The organism is Phenylobacterium sp. CCH9-H3, from assembly GCF_001557235.1.
Lineage (GTDB): Bacteria > Pseudomonadota > Alphaproteobacteria > Caulobacterales > Caulobacteraceae > Phenylobacterium.
In genome coordinates, this window is sequence record NZ_LSJI01000045.1 from 38,540 (window position 1) to 56,837 (window position 18,298).

The 18,298-nt window shown below is 67.8% G+C and carries 16 protein-coding genes; 8 read left to right on the forward strand and 8 right to left on the reverse strand.

Annotated elements, in window-relative coordinates; all coding sequences use genetic code 11:
* Positions 1 to 131: 131 nt before the first annotated feature.
* Positions 132 to 1,358, reverse strand: coding sequence for a cytochrome P450 (locus AX721_RS03770; RefSeq protein WP_068874696.1), 1,227 nt, complete (start codon positions 1,356 to 1,358; stop codon positions 132 to 134).
* A gap of 185 nt (positions 1,359 to 1,543) precedes the next feature.
* Here AX721_RS03770 and AX721_RS03775 point away from each other — a divergent pair, with 185 nt between their 5' ends.
* From AX721_RS03775 to AX721_RS03800, 6 genes are all read left to right on the forward strand, one after another.
* Positions 1,544 to 2,575 carry an SMP-30/gluconolactonase/LRE family protein gene (locus AX721_RS03775; RefSeq protein WP_068874697.1) on the forward strand — a complete coding sequence of 344 codons (1,032 nt, stop codon included), beginning with the start codon at positions 1,544 to 1,546 and terminating at the stop codon, positions 2,573 to 2,575.
* Positions 2,572 to 3,777 carry a cytochrome P450 gene (locus tag AX721_RS03780; protein ID WP_068874698.1) on the forward strand — a complete coding sequence of 402 codons (1,206 nt, stop codon included), beginning with the start codon at positions 2,572 to 2,574 and terminating at the stop codon, positions 3,775 to 3,777. Before AX721_RS03775 ends, AX721_RS03780 begins: the two co-directional genes overlap by 4 nt.
* 97 nt (positions 3,778 to 3,874) lie before the next feature.
* On the forward strand, positions 3,875 to 5,212 hold the full coding sequence (locus tag AX721_RS03785) for an MFS transporter (protein WP_068874699.1): 1,338 nt from the start codon (positions 3,875 to 3,877) through the stop codon (positions 5,210 to 5,212).
* A gap of 66 nt (positions 5,213 to 5,278) precedes the next feature.
* Positions 5,279 to 6,040 (forward strand): glucose 1-dehydrogenase, encoded by a 762-nt coding sequence (locus AX721_RS03790; protein ID WP_068874700.1) that lies wholly within the window; start codon positions 5,279 to 5,281, stop codon positions 6,038 to 6,040.
* Between the two features lie 235 nt (positions 6,041 to 6,275).
* Positions 6,276 to 7,496, forward strand: a complete 1,221-nt coding sequence (locus tag AX721_RS03795) for a serine hydrolase (protein ID WP_197422450.1) — start codon at positions 6,276 to 6,278, stop codon at positions 7,494 to 7,496.
* A 9-nt stretch (positions 7,497 to 7,505) separates the two neighbouring features.
* A complete protein-coding gene (locus AX721_RS03800; protein ID WP_068874702.1) occupies positions 7,506 to 8,771 on the forward strand; it encodes a serine hydrolase in 1,266 nt (421 codons plus the stop codon).
* Positions 8,772 to 8,818: 47 nt separating this feature from the next.
* Here the strand turns inward: AX721_RS03800 and AX721_RS03805 are convergent, their stop codons facing one another.
* Complete coding sequence (locus AX721_RS03805; RefSeq protein WP_068874703.1) at positions 8,819 to 9,670, reverse strand: LuxR C-terminal-related transcriptional regulator; 852 nt, start codon at positions 9,668 to 9,670, stop codon at positions 8,819 to 8,821.
* A gap of 373 nt (positions 9,671 to 10,043) precedes the next feature.
* Between AX721_RS03805 and AX721_RS03810 the strand changes: the two genes are divergently transcribed.
* Together AX721_RS03810 and AX721_RS03815 are read left to right on the forward strand one after the other, a co-directional pair.
* Positions 10,044 to 11,417 carry a hypothetical protein gene (locus AX721_RS03810; protein ID WP_156466990.1) on the forward strand — a complete coding sequence of 458 codons (1,374 nt, stop codon included), beginning with the start codon at positions 10,044 to 10,046 and terminating at the stop codon, positions 11,415 to 11,417.
* Positions 11,417 to 12,835 (forward strand): acyl-CoA reductase, encoded by a 1,419-nt coding sequence (locus AX721_RS03815; RefSeq protein WP_068874705.1) that lies wholly within the window; start codon positions 11,417 to 11,419, stop codon positions 12,833 to 12,835. Before AX721_RS03810 ends, AX721_RS03815 begins: the two co-directional genes overlap by 1 nt.
* Positions 12,836 to 12,861: 26 nt before the next feature.
* Here AX721_RS03815 and AX721_RS03820 read toward each other — a convergent pair whose 3' ends face one another.
* The 6 genes from AX721_RS03820 to AX721_RS03845 form a co-directional block, all read right to left on the reverse strand.
* A complete protein-coding gene (locus tag AX721_RS03820; RefSeq protein ID WP_068874706.1) occupies positions 12,862 to 13,383 on the reverse strand; it encodes a hypothetical protein in 522 nt (173 codons plus the stop codon).
* 149 nt (positions 13,384 to 13,532) lie between these two features.
* Complete coding sequence (locus AX721_RS03825) at positions 13,533 to 14,684, reverse strand: PrpF domain-containing protein (protein ID WP_068874707.1); 1,152 nt, start codon at positions 14,682 to 14,684, stop codon at positions 13,533 to 13,535.
* Positions 14,674 to 16,161, reverse strand: coding sequence for an aldehyde dehydrogenase family protein (locus AX721_RS03830; RefSeq protein WP_082765761.1), 1,488 nt, complete (start codon positions 16,159 to 16,161; stop codon positions 14,674 to 14,676). Before AX721_RS03830 ends, AX721_RS03825 begins: the two co-directional genes overlap by 11 nt.
* Positions 16,162 to 16,266: 105 nt before the next feature.
* Complete coding sequence (locus tag AX721_RS03835; protein ID WP_068874708.1) at positions 16,267 to 17,034, reverse strand: SDR family NAD(P)-dependent oxidoreductase; 768 nt, start codon at positions 17,032 to 17,034, stop codon at positions 16,267 to 16,269.
* A gap of 50 nt (positions 17,035 to 17,084) precedes the next feature.
* Positions 17,085 to 17,981 (reverse strand): fumarylacetoacetate hydrolase family protein, encoded by an 897-nt coding sequence (locus AX721_RS03840; RefSeq protein ID WP_068874709.1) that lies wholly within the window; start codon positions 17,979 to 17,981, stop codon positions 17,085 to 17,087.
* A 37-nt stretch (positions 17,982 to 18,018) separates the two neighbouring features.
* Positions 18,019 to 18,298 (reverse strand): cupin domain-containing protein (locus AX721_RS03845; protein WP_156466991.1); only part of this gene is annotated, 280 nt, incomplete at its 5' end.

Below are 18,298 nucleotides of genomic sequence, written 5' to 3' on the forward strand. Positions count from 1 at the left end.
GATCGCCGTCTTCCACCTCTACAGCCTGTCGCTCGGGTCGCCTGGCGCGACGGCGTCACGACTTGACCCGTGTGGTGATCCTCGGACGCTGGGGCCCGGCCGACATGGCGCGGCCGGGCGGATCGGAACGTCTAGCGCCAAACCAGCGGCAGCTGATCGATCCCCAGAACACCGGCGCCGCGGCGCGGAACCTGCGCATCGGGCGCCAGGCGCAGCTCCTGGGTCCGCTCAAACCAGCGTCTCACCACGATGCGCAGCTCCAGTTTCGCGAGATGCATACCCAGGCAGAGATGCGGGCCGAAGCCGAACACCAAGTGCCGGCGCGGCGGCTTTGAAAGGTCGAGGGTATCGGGATCTTCGAATTCCCGATCGTCGCGCGAGCCCAGGGTCATCGAGCAGCAGACAGTGTCTCCGGCCTTGATCTGCACCCCGCAGACCTCCGCGTCGCGCGCCGCCCGCCGGCTCACCGTCACGGGCGAATAGTACCGCATGAGCTCTTCCAGAGCGCGGCCCAGTTGGTCGTCGTCGGCCTTGCGCAGTTGCGCCTGCATCTCCTGGTCTTGGGCCAGCCGCAGGAAGACCCAGGCCAACAGGTTGGCCACGGTGTCCATGCCGGCGACAAAGAGCACGATGGCCCCGCCCGTCGCGTCGTCAACGGAGATGGTTTCGCCGTCGATCTGCGCGTTGGCGATCGTGCTCAGCATGTCGTCGAGCGGCTCCGCGCGGCGCGCCCGGATCTCGTCGGCCAGATAGTCGCGAATGCTGCGCAGAGCAGCGGTCTTCTCCTCGCCCGTCTGGTTCTGGTCGAGCGCCGTCCGGGCCCAGGTGAGGAAGTCGCCGGCCTTGGACTGCGGAAGACCGGTCATGTCGATGAAGATCGAGGCCGGGAAAATCCGCGAGAACTCGGAGATGAACTCGCAGTGGCCCTTAGCCACGAAGCCGTCGAGCAGTTCGTCGGCCCGGGCAGTCACCGAGTCCTTCATGGCGTTGATAACGGCGGGCTTGAAGTAGGGCGCAAACAGCGCCCGATACTTGGCGTGTTCCGGCGGATCGACTTCGACCGGGAAGAACTTCAGGCCGCCCAGCATCTTGCCGAAGACCGTGGCCCCCGAACTGGGGAAGGCCTCCGGGTCCATCAGGATCCGCCGGTTGGCTTCGGCCGAGGCCGCGAGCCAGGTGCCGTTCGGGGAGTGACCCGGGTGGTTATGCGACTGCAGGAAAACAATGTCCCGGCCGTTCGCGATCTGCCGGAGCCGAAAGTGTGGGTCGTCGCCCAATTCCGGCCAGATGTTGCCCGGCACGAACAGGTCGTCCGGCACATGGGTTGGCTTACGATACGCTTCCAGAACCTCGCCCATCAGGGCCTCTCCCGTGACTGCAGGCGCGCCGCGCCGGGAGCGTCGCTTCCGATGCCCGCGCAGGGCGCGCGCCGATTACGCATGCCGTGAGGCTCACACAGCCGCACCCGCCCGTATGTCACCCACGCACGGGACAGGCTGTCGGGCCGGTCGGGCCCACTCTGCCGCCACATCGAGGAGGACCGATGCGGCGGAACAGGTGGCAGGCAGGGCGCGTCTTCGCCGCGCTTCTGGCGTTGGGAATCGGCGTCGCGAGCGGGGACGCTGTCGAAGCGTCGGTCGCGCCGGTTCCACCGGCCGAGCGGGGGCTGCCGGCCCAGACGGCGGAGCTCTGGTTCGAGGTCTCCAAGACCGCCATGACCCTCGAAGGCCCCATCTTCAATCGACAGGGTGAACTGCTGTTCGTCGACGTGTTCGGCGGCCAGGTGTTGAAGGTGTCGCCAGACCGGCGCCTGACCCGCGTCTTCGGACCGAGTGAGCTTCACCCCGTGGGGCTCGCGCTTCACCGCGACGGTCGCATCTTCCTGGCGACGGTGGGCGATTTCCGCAGCGGCGCCGTCGTCGCGATAAGGCCCGATGGATCGGGCCTGACCGACATCGTCCCGGCCACCGCTGGCTTTCTGCCCGACGAGATCGTTTTCGACGCTCGTGGCGGCTTCTACTTCTCCGACCTCAAGGGCGGGACCGGCCGCCCGGATGGCGGCGTCTATTACGTGCCCGCGGAGGGCCAGGCGCCATCGGCGGTCCTCACCGGACTGGCGGCCGCCAACGGATTGGGCCTGAGCCCCGACGGGAAGACACTGTGGGTGACGGAATACGCCGCGGGGCGGGTGCAGCGGGTGCGCCTTGGCGGACCGGGGCTGCTCGCCCCGTTCGGGGCCATGGCCGTCTACCAGATCACAGGCGCTTCGGCGGACTCGCTACGGGTCGACACAGCGGGGAACGTCTATGTGGCGCTCAACGAACAGGGCCGCATCCTGGTGCTAAATCCGCTGGGCCTGCCGGTCGGCCAGATCCTCCTGCCCGGACGGGACAGCGGCCGCAACCTGGGCGTCACGAGCCTCGCCCTGAAGCCTGGGACGCGCGAGATCTACATCGTGGCGAGCGACGGGGCGGCCGGCGGCGGCGCAGCGATTTTCCGGGCCCGGGCGCTCGCGCCCGGCTTGCCCCTTCCTTCGGAGTCCGACGTCCGGCTAAATCAGGAGGGGCCCAGATGACCAGTGGCGGCCGTCTCATATCCGACCTGCCGGAGTTGGACCTCGATCTCCTGCGTCGAGATCCGGCGCTGGCCCTGGATCTCCTTCGACCTCACCGGGTCGTGCGAAGCGTCCGCGGCCTCGAGGTGATCGGCCACGACTTGGGGCAGGAGCTTCTCGCCGACAACCGGCTGCGCACCTTCAGCCCGGACGACTACCAGTCGCACGGCGCCACCCCAGGCATCGCGGAGTTCATCGACAAGGGCGTATTCCTGCACATGGAGCCGGAGCGGCATCGGGAGATGCGCATGATCTTCATGCGCGCCTTCGGACGCCGGCAGATGGAGACCTCCGGCGAGGCGATCGTCAGGATTTGCGACGGGCTCAGCGATCGCTTGGCGGCCCGCGGCGAGGGCGACCTGGTGCATGACTTCACCGTCCCCTTGGCGTCGTACGCCCTGGGCGAACTCGTCGGTTTTCCGCGCCACGACATGGACGAGCTCGTGGCTGCGGCCCTCGAACTCAGGAAGATCGTCCATCTCCCGCTCGAGCCGCATGTCGATGCGATCGAGAGAGCCCTGCAAACGCTTCATGACTACTGCGCGGCGCTGCTGGAGGCGCGCCGGCGGCAGCCCCGCGACGACTTCCTCGGCGTCCTGATCGACGAACATCAGGTCAAAGGCCGGCTCAGCGGCGACGAGTTGGTCTGGGGGACGGTCAACCTGTTCCTTGCCGGCATCGACACCACCAGCTTCCAGCTGGCCTCGACCCTCCACAATCTCATCACCTCGGGCGCGTGGGACCCCGCGGCCGCGGACCCGGCGTTGCGCGATGCGGTGATCGAGGAGTCCAAGCGGCTGACCCCCGTCGCCACCTTGCTCCATCGCGTCGCGAACGAGCCGCTGGAGATCGACGGCGTGGAGGCGCCGGCGGGGCAGGGGATCAAGATCAACATGACCGCCCTTGGCCGTGACCCTGCAAGGTTCGCTGACCCCCACGCTTTCCGAGTGGACCGTCAGCCGCCGGCGTTCCCGGTGATCTTCGGCAATGGCGTCCATGGCTGCATCGGTCGGAGTCTCGCCCAAGCCGAACTGAGGAGCGGCCTGGCCGCGCTTACGAGGCGTCTGACCGCTGTCGCCTTCACCACGTCGCCGGCGTTCCACCCCTGGACCGACACTTTCTACGGCCCCGCAAACCTGCCTGTATCCTTCCGTTCGCGGTGAGCTGGCTCCCTGTCCCCACCGGGCAGGACAGGTCGCGGCTGCGCCCTGCGCTAGGCTCAATCGGACCTTGGCTTGACGCCCTCCGGAAAAGGCCTCGATGACCGCTGGAAATTCGCCTCGGGCCGCGCCGACGTTCTCGCGGGCGTACCTGCGCTATGCGCTTGCGCTGCTGTTCCTGGTCAACCTCGTCAACATGGTGGACCGGGCCGCCTTGAGCGTTCTGCTCGAGCAGATCCGGCGTGAGATGTCGCTGAGCGACACCCAGGTTGGCATCCTGTCCGGGTTCGCCTTCTCGCTCTTCTACGCTGGCGCGGGGATCTTCCTCTCGCGCCTGTCGGATCTCTACAATCGCCCGGTCGTCATGACGGCCGCGATCGTGATCTGGAGCGGCATGTCCGCCCTGACCGGCGCGGCGCACGGCTTCCTGCAGTTCTTCCTGGCGCGCATGGGCGTGGGCGTCAGCGAATCCAGCGCCATTCCCACCTGCAGCGCCATGATCGGCGACTATTTTCCCCCTTCGCGACGCGCCCTTGCCCTCGGCGTATTCTCGATCGGGTCATTTTTGGGCGTGGTCATCGGCTTTTCGATCGGCGGCTACATCGGCTTTCATTTCGGGTGGCGATGGGCCTTCGTGGCGGCGGGGCTGCTTGGCCTGCCCGTCGCGCTCCTGACCTGGACCACTCTGCGGGACCCACCGCGCGGGTGGTCCGACGGCGCCGCGCCGGCCGGCCAAGGCGCCCCCCCGTCGCTGGCGCGGACGTTGCGGACCCTCGGAGGCGACACGGCTTTCCTCACGCTCATTCTCAGCGCCGGTCTCATCACCTTCCTCGCGTATGGCGTCACCGGATGGCTGCCGGCCTTCCTGATCCGGGTCCACCACCTCGACCAGGTCTCAGTCGGCTTCCAGTTCGGAGCGGCCCTCAGCATAGGCTCAGCCATCGGGTCCATCGGCGGCGGTGTGCTGGCGAACCGGCTCTCGAGACGGTCCCTGGTATGGCTGACGCGGACGCCCCTGCTGCTGTCACTGCTGTTCCTCCCCGCCTTCGAGCTGGCCATCTACGCCCCGGACCCGCAGGTCGCGCTGACCTTCATCGCCCTGTCCAGCGCGGTGGGCGCCGCCACTCTGGGGCCCGTCCTGGCGGCGATACAAACGGTGGCGCCGGCGACGATGCGGGCGACGGCCGCCGGCCTGACCGGCTTTTCCGGAAGCCTCATTGGCCTGGGTGGCGCGCCGCTGCTCGTGGGCCTGCTGAGCGACCACTTCGCACAATCCACGGGCGCGGGTGAGGCGTTGCGCACGGCGCTGGGAATCGCAGGCCTCGTCGCGCTGCTGATGTCGGCGATGTTGCTGGCCGCGAACCTGGCCTTCTCACGGTCGCTGACGCGCCAACCCCCGTTGGCGCAGAGCGGTGAACCGGAACCTGTGACGATCTGAGACCGACGGAACGGACCGACGGGCAACGCGGCAGCGGCGAAACGGTGGACAGAAGAGGGAACGAAGATGCTGCTCCACGAGGACAAGGTGGCGCTGGTCACGGGTGGGGCGAGCGGCATTGGACGCGCGGCGGCTGTCGCCTTCGCCCGCGAGGGCGCTCGCGTGGTCATCGCCGACGTCGCCGTCGAGGCTGGTCTCGAGACGGCGCAGGCGATCAAGGCGGCCGGCGGTGATGCGCTCTTCGTGGAGGTCGACTTGCTGCGCCCCGAGGACATCCGGCAGATGGTGGCGACCACCGTGGCCGCCTTCGGTCGCCTGGATGTAGCCTTCAACAACGCCGGCCATCGCGGCGGCGCCACGACGGTCGTCGACTGCGACCTTGAGGAGTGGGATCTCGTCATGGGTCTCAACCTCCGGGCCGTGTGGCTCTGCATGAAGTACGAGATCCCGGAGATGCTGAAGGCGGGCGGCGGGGCGATCGTCAACACCGCCTCCGGCATGGCCAACTTCGCCGGACCCAGCTTCGCATCCTACGCAACCTCGAAGGCTGGCGTGCTCGGTCTGACGCGCGCCGCGGCGGTGGATTTCGGACCCTTGGGGATTCGCGTGAACGCGCTTCTTCCCGGCGCCACCGACACGGCCATGTTGCGTGCGACGATGCAGGATGCTGTCCCGCAATCCTCGTCGTCCATGACCCGGATCCCGCTTCGCCGCTATAGCGCCGCGGAGGAACAGGCCGAGGCGGCGGTCTGGCTCGCCTCCGAGCGGGCCTCATTCATCACCGGCGCGCAGCTGGTCTCAGACGGGGGCGCCACCGCGTTGCGCTGACGCGCCATCGGCTCCGGACAGCACTGACCTATTACCCACTCATAACTGCTCGTGACGGCCCACGCCCTGCACTCGACCTCCTTCGAGCCAATTGACCATCCCTACAGTCGTGTTTGTATCGACGGGGAAATACGGACGCGCCAGAGAGCGTCTAATTCGAACGCCAAATGGATCCCGGCGGGAGCCGGAAATGCGGGGGAGGGCGGTCATGAGATCGACATGGGTAAGTGGCGGCTTGGCGATGCTCGTCGCTGCTGCGTCAACACTTGCCTCTGCGGCGGGTGGACCGGCTCAGGCCGCAGGCGCCACGGCGCCGCGGCCCGAAGCCCTGCCACGCGGGAGAGACCCGGGCCGCGGCGCCTGGAGGCTGGTCGCGCCCGAGAAGCTCGCGGCTGAGTGCAAGCTGGACCTCGCGGCGCTGAAGCGCGCGGAGGCTACGATCGGAGCGCCGTTCGCGGTCGTGCGCTATGGCAAGCTCTGTTACGAGTACTATCCCAGCGGCCGCGACGCCTCGACCCACGTCTTCTCCGCGAGCAAGACGCTTGGCGCGCTGGCGGTCGGCGCGGCGATCCAGCAGAGCAAGCCGATACCCGTCACGAGCGTCCGCAAGCAGGGACCGCTGCAGGAATTCCAGCGGATCGATCATTGGCTGGATGACTTCGCCTTCCACCGCGACGCCACCGTGGCCCACGTTCTGGGCTCGGTGGCGGCGGCGTCGGCGGATCTCACATATCCGAACCGCGAGTGGCGCTACGACACCCGCGGTCTCGAGGCGCTCAACCGCATGAGCGACGTCATCAACCTGGTCGTCGCGCAGGACCGCCCGCGGCTCGGGAACAACATCGGCGAGTTCTGGACCCGCCACTTCGCTGCGCCGCTTGGCCTGGAGAACTCGACCTGGGGCGACAGCAACGACACCAAGATCTTCGGCTACAGCTGGAACGCCACGGTCCGCGACATGGCGCGGGTAGGCCTGCTGATGCTCAACGGCGGTGTCTGGAACGGCGAGCGGATCATCGACGAGCAGTTCCTCTACGACCTGTCTCACCCGGCCTTCGAGGACGGAAATCCCATCTACGGCTATCTCGCCTGGCTGAATGGGCCCGATGATTGCGCGCCCAAGCCGGTCCACCGGCGCTATCCCCACGGCCCCGTCTCGGGCGCCCCAGATTGCCTCGACCCGGCGGGTTGCGCGCAGACGCACGACGACGGCGTCTTCGCAGCCTCCGGCGCGCGAGGACAGTACATCGGCGTCCACCGCGGCCTGGACATGGTTCTGGTCGTGAAGGACCTGGGCGATCCGCAAAAGGCCAAGGACGGCTTCGTCTGGGCCGCGATCCGCCCCGCCGTGCTGGCCCACGACAAGGTCTATGCAGGCGACGAAGCGGGCTTCTGCAAGGCCTACGCCAGGGGGGACTATGCGCCCGATCTGAGGCGTTGGCCGGGCGGCCGATAAGACGGCGCCATGAACCTGGACCGACGCCACCTTCTGCTCGCCGCTACGGTCGGCGCCCTTTCCTCGACGCGGGTCGCGTACGCCCAGCCGCGTGTGGAACCCGAGGCGGTAGGCTTCAGCGCCCGCAAGCTCGCGGCGCTCGACGCCGGAATGCAGGCCTTCATCGACCGCGGCCAGCTCGCCGGCGTCACGACCCTGGTCGCACGCCACGGCAAGGTCGTGCACCGGGCGGCGCAGGGTTACGCGGACGTGGTGGCGCAGACGCCCCTTGCCGAGGACGCAATCTTCCGGATCGCCTCGATGACAAAGTGTGTCGTCGGCGTGGCGATGATGATGTTCTACGAGGCGGGCAAATGGCGGCTCGACGACACCGTCGAGACCCATATTCCACAGTTCAAAGGTCTCAAGGTCAGGGCCGTCGATGGGTTCATCGACGCGCAGGTCCGCCCCATGACCATGCGCCAGCTGGTCAGCCACTCGGCGGGCTTTGATGGGGCCGGCGGTTCCACCCTGCAGGCCCCGGCTGTCGAAACGCCGCAACCGTCGCGGGGGGCGGAGCGAATGATCGAACGGCTGGCCCAGCAGCCGCTCGCCTTCCAGCCGGGCACTGATTGGCGATACGGTCCTGGAGCCAGCATCCAGGGTTACCTCATCGAGAAGTGGTCGGGGATGACCCTCGACCAGTTCTTCCGCACACGGATCTTTGCGCCGCTGCAGATGGAGGACACCGGCTACTATGTTCCCGCCGCCAAGGCCGCGCGGGTCGTGAAGATGCACGCGTTCGGCCCGGACGGTCGTCTGGGGCTGGCCGACTTCAAGGACGATCCGGTCCGCGTGCCCGCCGCCTACTCCGGCTCGAGTGGCCTGTTGTCGACAGCGCAGGATTTCTGGCGGTTCGCCCAGATGCTGGCCAACGGCGGCGAACTGGACGGCGTAAGGCTCCTTGCCCCGGCGAGCACCCGGCTGATGCGCCAAAACCTGCTGCCGCCGGAGGTGAAGGTCGACCTCTATGGGCCGAGCCAGGAAGGGGTCGGCTTTGGGATCGACTTCGCCGTGATGTTCGATCCGGGCGCCTCGCGGTCGCCGATGGGCAAGGGCAGCCATTGGTGGGGCGGCGGCTACGGCACCTGGTTCTGGATCGATCCGACCCATGATGTCGTGGCGGTCACGCTCATCCAGTGTCTGCGTGGGAGCATCCCGAACGCGGGCGCACCACCGCTACGCGATGTCCTGCCGAGGCTCGTCTACGGCGCCCTCGAGACCCCCCGCGCGTGATGCGGCCGCCCCGCGCCAGGCAGCACGCGCGGCCTTCGGGCGGGATCTCAGGCCGCGGCGTGGAAGGAGCCGCCGCCGTTGCGGCCCCGCCACTCGCTCCAGAGCTTGAGGTACCAAAGGAATAGCTCTCGCTGCGTCGCGATCCCGAGGCGCGCGTAGGCCCGCTTGCGATAGGTGAGCACGGTTTCCTGGCTGATGCTCAGGTCGAGGGAGATGCCGAGCGAACTCATCCCATAGATCGCTCTGCTGCAGACCTCCGCCTCGCGGCGGGGCATGCGCGGCATTTGCTCGGTGATGCAGGATTCAATTTCGGCCAGTGACGTCAGGGCGATGGCCGCGTTCGGACCTTCCCATGCGATGTTGATGTGTTTGGCGATCAGGGCGAACAGCGCGCCGGCTACGGTTTCGACCCGCTGCAGTTCTTCGGGCGAGAAGGAACCCGTCTTGGCGGAGCGCAGGACGCTCAGGCTCACGAACCCGCCTTCGCCGCGCGCACAGATCAGGACCCGGTCGCGAATGTCGGTCTGGCCATAGACCACGTCTCGGAGCGTCTGGTCCGGCAGGTGCGGGATGTCCGTTCGGACGGTGGCGATGTCAGCGTCAGTCAGCTTGGCCTGGGCTTCCTTGAGCGTGGGATCCCGTCGCCAGAGGCCGTCCTTCAGATAGATCGAGGTCTGCTCGTGCGCCTGGTTGGTGCCGTCTAGGCTTGCGGCCGTCACCTCGGCCAGGTTGTCGGCGGTCAGGTAGAAGACGGCGGCATGTTCCGCGCCGCAGATGCTGTTGAGGAACTCCAGGAGCCTGGGGCCGAAGTGCGGCTCGCCAACCGCAGCGATCAGCGCCGGCAGGTGGATCTGCAGCGCTTCAGAGGTCGACGTGTGTCCACCCTCGGGGACTTCCATCCTTCCTCCCAACCGGGACTGTACCTCGCCCCTTGGCAGATGCCGCACACATCGGCGCCAAGCACGCCGCCGCCGTCCGGTTCCAGTGAGATTATTGGGGCTTAGGCCCTTTCGCTCAAGCGCGACGCGGGCCCAGGACCGCGGCGAAGCATCACATCCTGGAGAGGCGCGGCGTCTCGGCAACACCTGCCACGACCCCCGGTTGTGAAGCCCACTCGCGGCACTGTCCCGGCCGATGGTGACATACCCCCAGGGGCCCCGGGCCTAGACCGTTTTCAGTCGCTCGACCTCTGCTCGGATCGCGCCCTGCACGTCGCGCTCGGCGGGGCCGGGCAAGAGCGCAGACCAGCTTGATGATCCGGGAGCCACTTTGATGAGTGTTGTGTCGTCTGCAGGGGCCGCCACGGCCGCGGTGGATCGGATCCGCGAATATATCGACACGGAGGACCCCTTCGCTTATGGCGGCGAGGAGATCGACGCCCTGCAGATGCAGGCGATCCGGGAGCTCTTCCTCCTACGCCGCGGGCAGATCGGCATCCTCGACCAGCGGGCGCGGGAGGTCGGCGTCGAGGAAATCAAGCGGCCTGACGATCTCGTGCCGCTGCTGTTCGCGCACCAGACCTACAAGAGCTATCCCGAGACGTTCATCCGCAACAAGCAGTGGGCGCTGATGAACCGCTGGCTGGAGACGCTGTCGACCCACAAGGTCAATGTCGATGTCTCCGGCGTGACCGACACCGAGAGCTGGCTTGCGACGCTGGCGGACCACGGCCACATCCTCGTGCCCTCGAGCGGCACCTCCGGGAAGACCTCCTTCCTCAATCGGACGCGGAAGGACCTGGAAACCGCTTGCGAAAGCGTGGTCCACAACATCGCGATCAGCCAGGGCCTGACCGCCGGCGCCCAGAACATGCCGGTGTTCATGATCGGGCCGAGCACCGGGCAGTACATCTTCGTCGACCTCATGCACTCGGTGGCGAAGTCCTACGGCCGTCCAGGCGCCGTCTATTGGCTCTCGGACCGCGCGATCAGCGAGGCCGACACCCAGCGCCAGGGCGAACTGCGGCGGAAGATGATGGACGGCAGCGCGACCCCCGGCGAGCTGAAGGAGCTCGAGCAGGCGGCGCGGGCTCGGCAGGAGGAGATGCAACGCTCCATCGCCGAGCTGGCCGACGCGCTGATCAGACACAAGGACGAGCCGGTGCTGATCGTCGGGCTCTGGTTCCCGCTGTTCCTGCTCATGGAAGAGGCGCACCGTCGCGGGCTCAAGGACGGTGAGCTGCACCCGCAGTCGACCATCTTCTCCGGCGGCGGAAGCAAGGGCGTGACGCTCCCCGACGACTATCGCGAGCAGCTCAGCCGCTTCTTCGGCGTCGACAGTTCGCGCTACTACATCCCCTACGGGATGGTGGAGATGCTCACCGGCTTCCTCGGTTGCAACGAGGGCCGCTATCACTGTCCGCCGTGGGTCAAGATGCTCATCCTGGACAAGGAAGGCGAGCATCTGCTCGAGCCTGTGGACGGACAGGTGGAAGGCCGCTTCGCCTTCCTCGACTTGGCCGTCGAGGGCCGATGGGGCGGCATCATCACGGGCGACAAGGTGACGGTCGACTACCGGCCCTGCGCCTGCGGGCGGCCCAGTCCAGGCGTGACCAGCGTCGCGCGATACTCGGATCTCGCCGGTGGAGACGACAAGCTGAGCTGCGCCGGGACTATGGCCAGCTACGTTCGTGGGGAGATCGCGTGATGAACGTCGTGGTCAATCCCGAGGCCCTGGAAACGGGCGCCGAGCGGCTGCGGGTTCCGCACGTGGTCGCCGGCCGGATCGTCGAGGACTATGCGCTGGAGTTCCCGGCCTCGGCCTCCAGCCCCGCCTTCACGACGCCGGCGCTCGACCTGGACGGCCTCGTGCATCCGCGCAGCCAATTGCCCCCGGCCTACGGGCTGAGCATGAGCGAGGTGATCGACTTCCTCGTGGAGACCGGCGAGCGCCTGGCGCTTGACCGGAACCCGTGGTTGCAGGCGGCCATCGAGGTCACCTCGAAGTTTAATCCGCTCGACCGCCGCGTGATCGAAAACATCTACCGCACGCTGCCGGCGCACTTCGATCGCAAGGCGCTGGAGTTCGAAGTCGAGCAGACCCTGGGCGGCGCGGCCGTCACCGACGGCTGGAAGGAGGTCGTCGACTACAGCGGCCGCACGGTCCGCGTACGCGCCTTCCCGCCACGCCTGGTTCACATCCTGGCCGGCAATACGCCAAGCGTCGCTGGCGCCAGCATCGCCCGCGGCGCGCTGACCAAGGGCGTCAACGTCCTGAAGTTGCCTTCAAACGACCTCGTCACCGCGTCGGCGATCCTGCGCACCATGGCGGAGATCGATCCCGAGCATCCGGTGCTGCGTTCCTTCTCGGCGGTGTACTGGCGCGGTGGCGACGGGAGCGTCGAGAACATCCTCTACCGGCCGCAGTACTTCGACAAGATTGTGGTCTGGGGCGGCGAGTCCGCGGTCCGCAACGTCATCAAGTACCTCGGCCCGGGCATCTCCATGGTGGCCTTCGACCCGAAGGTCTCGATCTCAATGATCGGGCGCGAAGCGCATGCGTCCGAAGACGCGCTGCGACTGGCGGTGGAACTGTCGGCCGAGGATGTCCAGCTTCTTGACCAGGAGGCCTGCGCCTCCAGCCGATTCCAGTTCGTGGAAGGCACGCCCGAGGAAGTCGATCGCTACTGTGCGCGCCTGTCCGACGCGCTGCATGTGGATCGGGCTTCAGGTTCGGCCTGTTCCGTGCCGCCGCCGCCCGAGGTGGTCGAGGAGGTGGCCGCGCTTCGGATGTTCGAGCCCATGTACAAGGCCTGGGGCGACACCAACGGCGGTGGCCTTGTGCTCCGCTCGCCGGAGCCGGTGACCTTCCATCCGACCGGGAAGGTCGTCAACGTGATCCCCGTGAACGACATCCGTGACGCGGTGTCGTTCGCCAACCCGGCCACCCAGACCGTCGGCGTCTGGCCGCCGGAGCGGAAGGCGGAAGTGCGCGATCTGCTGTGCGCCGCCGGCGTGCAGCGTGTCGTCGCGCTGGGCATGGGCGAAATGATGCTGCCCGGCTTGCCGCACGATGGCTTCCTGCCGCTCCACCGGTTCATGAACTGGGTGGCGGACGAGGGCTAGAGGCCCGACCGGCGGCAACGGCGCCATCAGGACGCCTGTGGCTGTCGAGCCCTCGTCAGCCAGTGGCTTGCGACGGCGATGAGCGCCATCGTCGCCAGGACGAGGATATCCTGGACCTGCTCGTTCGCCGTCCAGGTTTGGGGGTAGGCGGGCAGGGCGCGCATGGCCATTTGCTGGCCGGCCTGAACCCCCAAGGCGACGCCGAAGACCCACGGCGTTCCGCGCCAGCGGCAGGCGAGCGCGACTGCGGCGACCGCGTAGAGCGCGATCTGGACGAAGCCAGCCCCAACCTGAACGGTCGACATCTGCTCGATGAGCGGCGTGAACCGGTGAACACTGTCGCCGGCGGTTGCTCCGTCCGTCCGTTCGGCCAACCCGGGTTGTCCGGACCGGTGGCCGAACACCATGAGAGCAACGGGCAACTGCAGGAGGCAGTAGAGGCCGGCGACCCCCGCCAAGGTCAGCCGGATGAACGTTGACGAACTCTGGTGCATGAGACCCTCCAGCGCCCAGCGCGAGCGGCGCCGCGGCGCGACCCAGGCCCGCATCGCTTCCTCAGGCGAACGTTGATCCAGGGAGCTTGGCCAATCTGCGTGCAGCCGTGATGCAGATCGCTTGCCTTGAGGGCGCCGGATGCAGCGCGGCTGGCGCTCCAAGTGGGCGTCGGACGGTTGCGCTCGGAGCGCGCGGCGCCGTCCTAAAGGTGCGCCGTCGGAAGCAGCACCCGGCCTTCCATCAACCGTCGGGCCGTGCGGAACACCACCGCTTCGTGCGCGACCCATCCGGTCGCACCGGACTCGACGCTGGCGGCGACATCGATGACGCCGCTCGCATGGGCAATGCGAAGCCGATCCGGCGTCAGGCGGTCGTTGAGAGCCTGGGAGACGAGGGTGTCCGGAATCTGTGCTGCGACGGCGAGCGCCAGCGCGCCGGTGAGGGGGATCGCCCCATGCGGAAGGCCGGCGGAGATCATGCGCACCTGAAGATCTGCTTCCGGCTCACCTGCATCCGCGTCGGACCGGCGATCGGCCACGATGGCGACCAGCGGCAGGTTCGTCACCCGGACCGCCGCCTCCTCCGCGTCCTGGACAAGCCCCATCGCGAGCGCCGCTGCGATGCGGATCTCCTCGAAGCGCGCCATGGCCTTGGCGTTGTCGCGCAGCTGCCCTGGAGTCTCGTGGCCCTGCAGGTTCAGATCCGAGGCCATGACGGCGACGACCGGGTTGGCCGCATCGATCAGTGTGGCGCGCACGGCGCGATCGGTCAGGCGCAACGCGTCGACCGTGTTACCTGTCGGCAGAAGCTTGCCGGTCGCCGCGCCGCCTGGCTCGACGAATGACAGCCGGATGGGCGCAGCCTGGCCGGCAACGCCCGGAAGGTCGTAGTCCCCGGCCTCGACAGACCTGCCGTCGCGGACCGCGAACCGCGCGACCACATGCTTGCTTGTGTTGGTGTTGAAGATGCGGACGTCCGCCGTCTCGCCGGCGGCCACAACCAAGCCCTCGTCCACCGCGAACGGACCGACGGCCGAGGAGATGTTGCCGCATGTGCCCCGATAGCTGACGCTTGGGTCGATGATGCCGACCTGGGCGAAGGTGAACTCGACATCGGCGTCGTCCCGCGCCGACGGCGCGACGATCGCGATCTTCGAAAGCGACGATTGCCCCCCGCCCATGCCGTTCAGCTGGCGACCGTACGGATCGGGGCTGCCGAGGGCGGCGCGGAAGATGTCGTTCCAAGCTTCGTTGTCGTGCGGCTGCGGAGCCGCGGGCAGGTCCCGTCGATGGAAGAACAAGGCGCGACTGGTGCCGCCGCGCATGAAGACGGTTGGAACCGCCCTAGGCCGCATTGACGACCTCCGCAGCCGCTTTGGGAGCCGGAGGGACGACGATGACCTGGACCTCCATGTCGCTATGGACGCCGGGTCGACCGCCGTTTCGGCCCATTCCCGACTGCTTCACCCCGCCGAACGGCAGGTCGCGCGTGGTCCCCACGTGGTGGTTGACCCAGGTGAAGCCGGCTTCCAGGCGCGCTGCGACGGCGGCGCCGCGGTCAAGGTCGCGTGTCCACACCGACCCGCCGAGTCCGAAGATCGAGTTGTTGGCCCGGTCGATCGCCTCATCGACCGTCTTGTACGACAGAATGGGCAGGATCGGCCCGAAGGGCTCCTCGTCGACGAGCCGGGTGCCTTCCTGGATGTCGGCGACGACCGTGGGCGCGATGAAGTAGCCGGGCCGGTCCAGCGCATGGCCGCCGGCCGCGATGCGGACGCCGGGGAGCGCCTTCGTCTCCTCGATGAGCGCCATGACCTCCGCGAACTGTCCGCTGTTCTGGACCGGGCCGATCTGCACGCCCTCCTCAAAGCCGCCGCCCAGCTTGGCCTCCGTCGCGAGCTTGGCCATGGCCGTGACCATGCGCTCGTAAAGGGGTTCCGGGACATAGAGGCGCTTGATCGCCATGCACACCTGGCCGGCCAGGCCAAAGGCCGCCGGAAAGATCTTCGGTGCGATCTCGTCCACGTCGGCGTCGTCCAGGACGATGGCGGCGTCGTTCCCGCCGAGCTCCAAGGTCACACGCTTCAGGGACGCAGCGCAGGCGACCATCACGCGCTTGCCGGTCGCCACCGAGCCCGTGAAGTTGACCTTGTCGATCCCGGGATGGTCGGTCATCCAGCCGCCCAGTCGGCCGCCGCCGGCCAGGACCGAATAGAGCCCGGGGGGCAGCACGTCGGCCGTGACCGAGGCCATCAGGAGCGACGACAGCGGGGTCATCGAAGAGGGCTTCAGGATCACCGCATTGCCGGTGTAGAGCGCAGAGGCGATCTTCGGCGCCGCCAGGGCGATGGGCACGTTCCATGGGGCGATGGCGGCGATCACGCCAAGGGGACGGTGTTGCAGCTCCACGCGACCGCGTTCGTCTTCGCGGAGGAGTTCGTTCTCGATGGAGATAGTGCAGATCTCGCGCATCGAGTCGGCCGCCCGCTGCACTTCGCCGACTGAGGCCGCGTAGGGCTTGCCCTGCTCCAGGGTGATGAGGCGCGCGATCTCGGCCTTATGCTCGATCAGACGATCGGCAAAGCGGTGCACATGCTCGCGCCGCACGGCGACATCGGTGTCGGCCCAGGCCGGCTGGGCGCGCCGCGCCGCAGCGACCGCTTCGTCCAGCTGTTCGGGCGTGGCCTCGGGGCAGATGGCGAAGGCCTCGCCCGTCGAGGGATCGATGACCGGGAAGCTCGTCGGGCTGTCGACCAGGGTCCCGCCGATGAGTTGCAGCGGCGTGAACCCGAGAGGGTAGGCGGCCGGGAGCCGCGTGGGGGTATCCAACATGGAGCCTTCAGTTGACATTGGCCGCCCACAGGGGCTCTGGCGCTTGATCCCTAGACTGCCGATGCCGTGCGGCCTGTCTGTCCCACGACCCGGGGACGAGACGTCTCAGCGGAACCGCGGCGGCATGCGGATGGCGCCATCCAGACGGATCGTCTCGCCGTTGAGCATGGGGTTGGCGACAATGCTCTCGACCATCATCGCATATTCGTCCGGCTGTCCGGGCCGAGCGGGGAAGGGGACCTGCTGGCCGAGCGAGGCGAGCTCCTCCTTGGGCAGCACCCCCAGCATCGGCGTCCAGAAGATCCCGGGCGCGATGGTCACGACCCGGATGCCCAGGGGCGCCAGTTCGCGGGCGATCGGAAGGGTCAGGCCGACGACACCCCCTTTGGAAGCGGCGTAGGCCGGCTGTCCCACCTGGCCCTCGAACGCAGCGACGCTGGCGGTGTTGATGATCACGCCACGCTCCTCGCCCAACGGCTCGGCGCGGGCGAGCCTGGCCGCCACCTTGGACAGGACGTTGAAGGTGCCGATGAGGTTGATCTCGATGGCGCGTCGGAAGAGTTCGAGCGGGTGAGGTTCGAAGTCGCGGCTGACGGTGCGCTTGCCATGCGCGACGCCCGCGCAGTTCGCAAGGATGCGCGCGACGCCATGAGCGTCTTCGGCAGCGGCGACCGCGTCGGCCACCGCCTTGTCGTCCGAGACGTCTAGCTTGCGGAACACCCCCCCGATGGCCGCCGCTTCCTTCTCTCCGGCCTCTTCGTTCAGGTCGAAGAGGGTGACCTTTGCGCCTCTCGAGGCCAGCATCCTGCCCGTGGCGGCTCCAAGGCCGGACGCCCCTCCGGTCACAATCGCCGCGACGCCTTCGATCTTCATGGCCTATCCTCCGGCCTTAGGGTCAAATTCAGGGACGAGCCGCCAGCACCTCAGGCGCTGGCCTGCGCCGCAGGCTTGCTCCAGACGCCGTGGCAGCCGTCCAGGCCCTGCACGACGCTCACCGACATCACGCCGACCCGCTCGATCGAGACTTGCAGACGATCTCCCGGCTGTACCGGTCCGACGCCTGCGGGCGTACCCGAAGCGATGATGTCCCCCGGGTAGAGCGTCATGACCGCTGAGGCCATCTCGATCATCCCAGGGATGTCGACGATCAGATCGCGCGTGTTGGCATGCTGGCGACGCTCGCCGTTGACGGTCAATTCGAGCTCGAGGGCGTCGGTCGCGCCGACCTCGTCGGCCGTGATCAACCACGGGCCCAGCGGGCAGAACGTGTCGAACGACTTGCGCATGACCCGCTCCTCCTGGCCGCGCACCACCATGTCCAGCAGACAGGCGTAGCCGAAGATGTGTTCGAGGGCCTTGTCGCGCGGGATGCTGCGGCCGCGCCGGCCGATAATGATGGCGAGCTCAGCCTCGTGATGGATCTCCCGACCCGCAATCGGCGGCAGGACAATGGGGTCCTGCGGTCCGCTGAGGCTGGAGTTGGCCTTGAGAAAGAAGCCCTGGCCGCTCGCCCTGAACTTGGAGATCACGCCCTCCTTCATCTCGGAGATGTGGGCGTCATAGTTGGCCGGAAACGCCACCACCTTGTTCGGCCAAGCGATAGGACACTCCAGGCGGACGCCGCTGAGCGGGATGCGGGATCCAGCCTTCGCCCGATCCCCGATAAGGCCCCGAAGGTGGTCGAAGCGGCCAATAAGATCGACCATGCCGGTCGGCGGCCACGCGCCAGGGGGCTGGGCGGCAAGATCGCTCAGGTCGACGAGGTGATCGTCGTCCACCAGCAGGCCCAGGTGGCCGTCGTTGTAGGAAACCAGTTTCATCGTGCGCCTGTTTTGGCTGTCTGGGGGGCGAAGGCCTTCAGGCCGGGATTTCGCGATAGAGGCCGAGCGATTTGAGAACCACGAGGTCGTTGACCTGAAAGAGGATCGCCCGCTCGGTGCTGGAGCGGTTCGCGTGCGCGTGGCGCGCCCAGGGCGGCAGCGCGATGAAGTCGCCTGGCCCCCACGCGAAGGTCTGATCCTCGATGGTCATCGCCCCGTGGCCCTCGACAGCGTAGTAGACGACGCTGCCGGTGTGCCGGTGCGCCTGCGTCTCGACGCCGGGTCGGAGCATCTGGAGCGCCGTGCCGATCGTCGGC

What these genes read in the sequence shown, in the direction of transcription:
- AX721_RS03770 (WP_068874696.1), bottom strand. Translation starts at nt 1,358, where the DNA reads ATGGGCGAGGTTCTGGAAGCGTATCGTAAGCCAACCCATGTGCCGGAC.
- AX721_RS03775 (WP_068874697.1), top strand. Translation starts at nt 1,544, where the DNA reads ATGCGGCGGAACAGGTGGCAGGCAGGGCGCGTCTTCGCCGCGCTTCTG.
- AX721_RS03780 (WP_068874698.1), top strand. Translation starts at nt 2,572, where the DNA reads ATGACCAGTGGCGGCCGTCTCATATCCGACCTGCCGGAGTTGGACCTC.
- AX721_RS03785 (WP_068874699.1), top strand. Translation starts at nt 3,875, where the DNA reads ATGACCGCTGGAAATTCGCCTCGGGCCGCGCCGACGTTCTCGCGGGCG.
- AX721_RS03790 (WP_068874700.1), top strand. Translation starts at nt 5,279, where the DNA reads ATGCTGCTCCACGAGGACAAGGTGGCGCTGGTCACGGGTGGGGCGAGC.
- AX721_RS03800 (WP_068874702.1), top strand. Translation starts at nt 7,506, where the DNA reads ATGAACCTGGACCGACGCCACCTTCTGCTCGCCGCTACGGTCGGCGCC.
- AX721_RS03805 (WP_068874703.1), bottom strand. Translation starts at nt 9,670, where the DNA reads ATGGAAGTCCCCGAGGGTGGACACACGTCGACCTCTGAAGCGCTGCAG.
- AX721_RS03810 (WP_156466990.1), top strand. Translation starts at nt 10,044, where the DNA reads ATGAGTGTTGTGTCGTCTGCAGGGGCCGCCACGGCCGCGGTGGATCGG.
- AX721_RS03815 (WP_068874705.1), top strand. Translation starts at nt 11,417, where the DNA reads ATGAACGTCGTGGTCAATCCCGAGGCCCTGGAAACGGGCGCCGAGCGG.
- AX721_RS03820 (WP_068874706.1), bottom strand. Translation starts at nt 13,383, where the DNA reads ATGCGGGCCTGGGTCGCGCCGCGGCGCCGCTCGCGCTGGGCGCTGGAG.
- AX721_RS03825 (WP_068874707.1), bottom strand. Translation starts at nt 14,684, where the DNA reads ATGCGGCCTAGGGCGGTTCCAACCGTCTTCATGCGCGGCGGCACCAGT.
- AX721_RS03830 (WP_082765761.1), bottom strand. Translation starts at nt 16,161, where the DNA reads ATGTTGGATACCCCCACGCGGCTCCCGGCCGCCTACCCTCTCGGGTTC.
- AX721_RS03835 (WP_068874708.1), bottom strand. Translation starts at nt 17,034, where the DNA reads ATGAAGATCGAAGGCGTCGCGGCGATTGTGACCGGAGGGGCGTCCGGC.
- AX721_RS03840 (WP_068874709.1), bottom strand. Translation starts at nt 17,981, where the DNA reads ATGAAACTGGTTTCCTACAACGACGGCCACCTGGGCCTGCTGGTGGAC.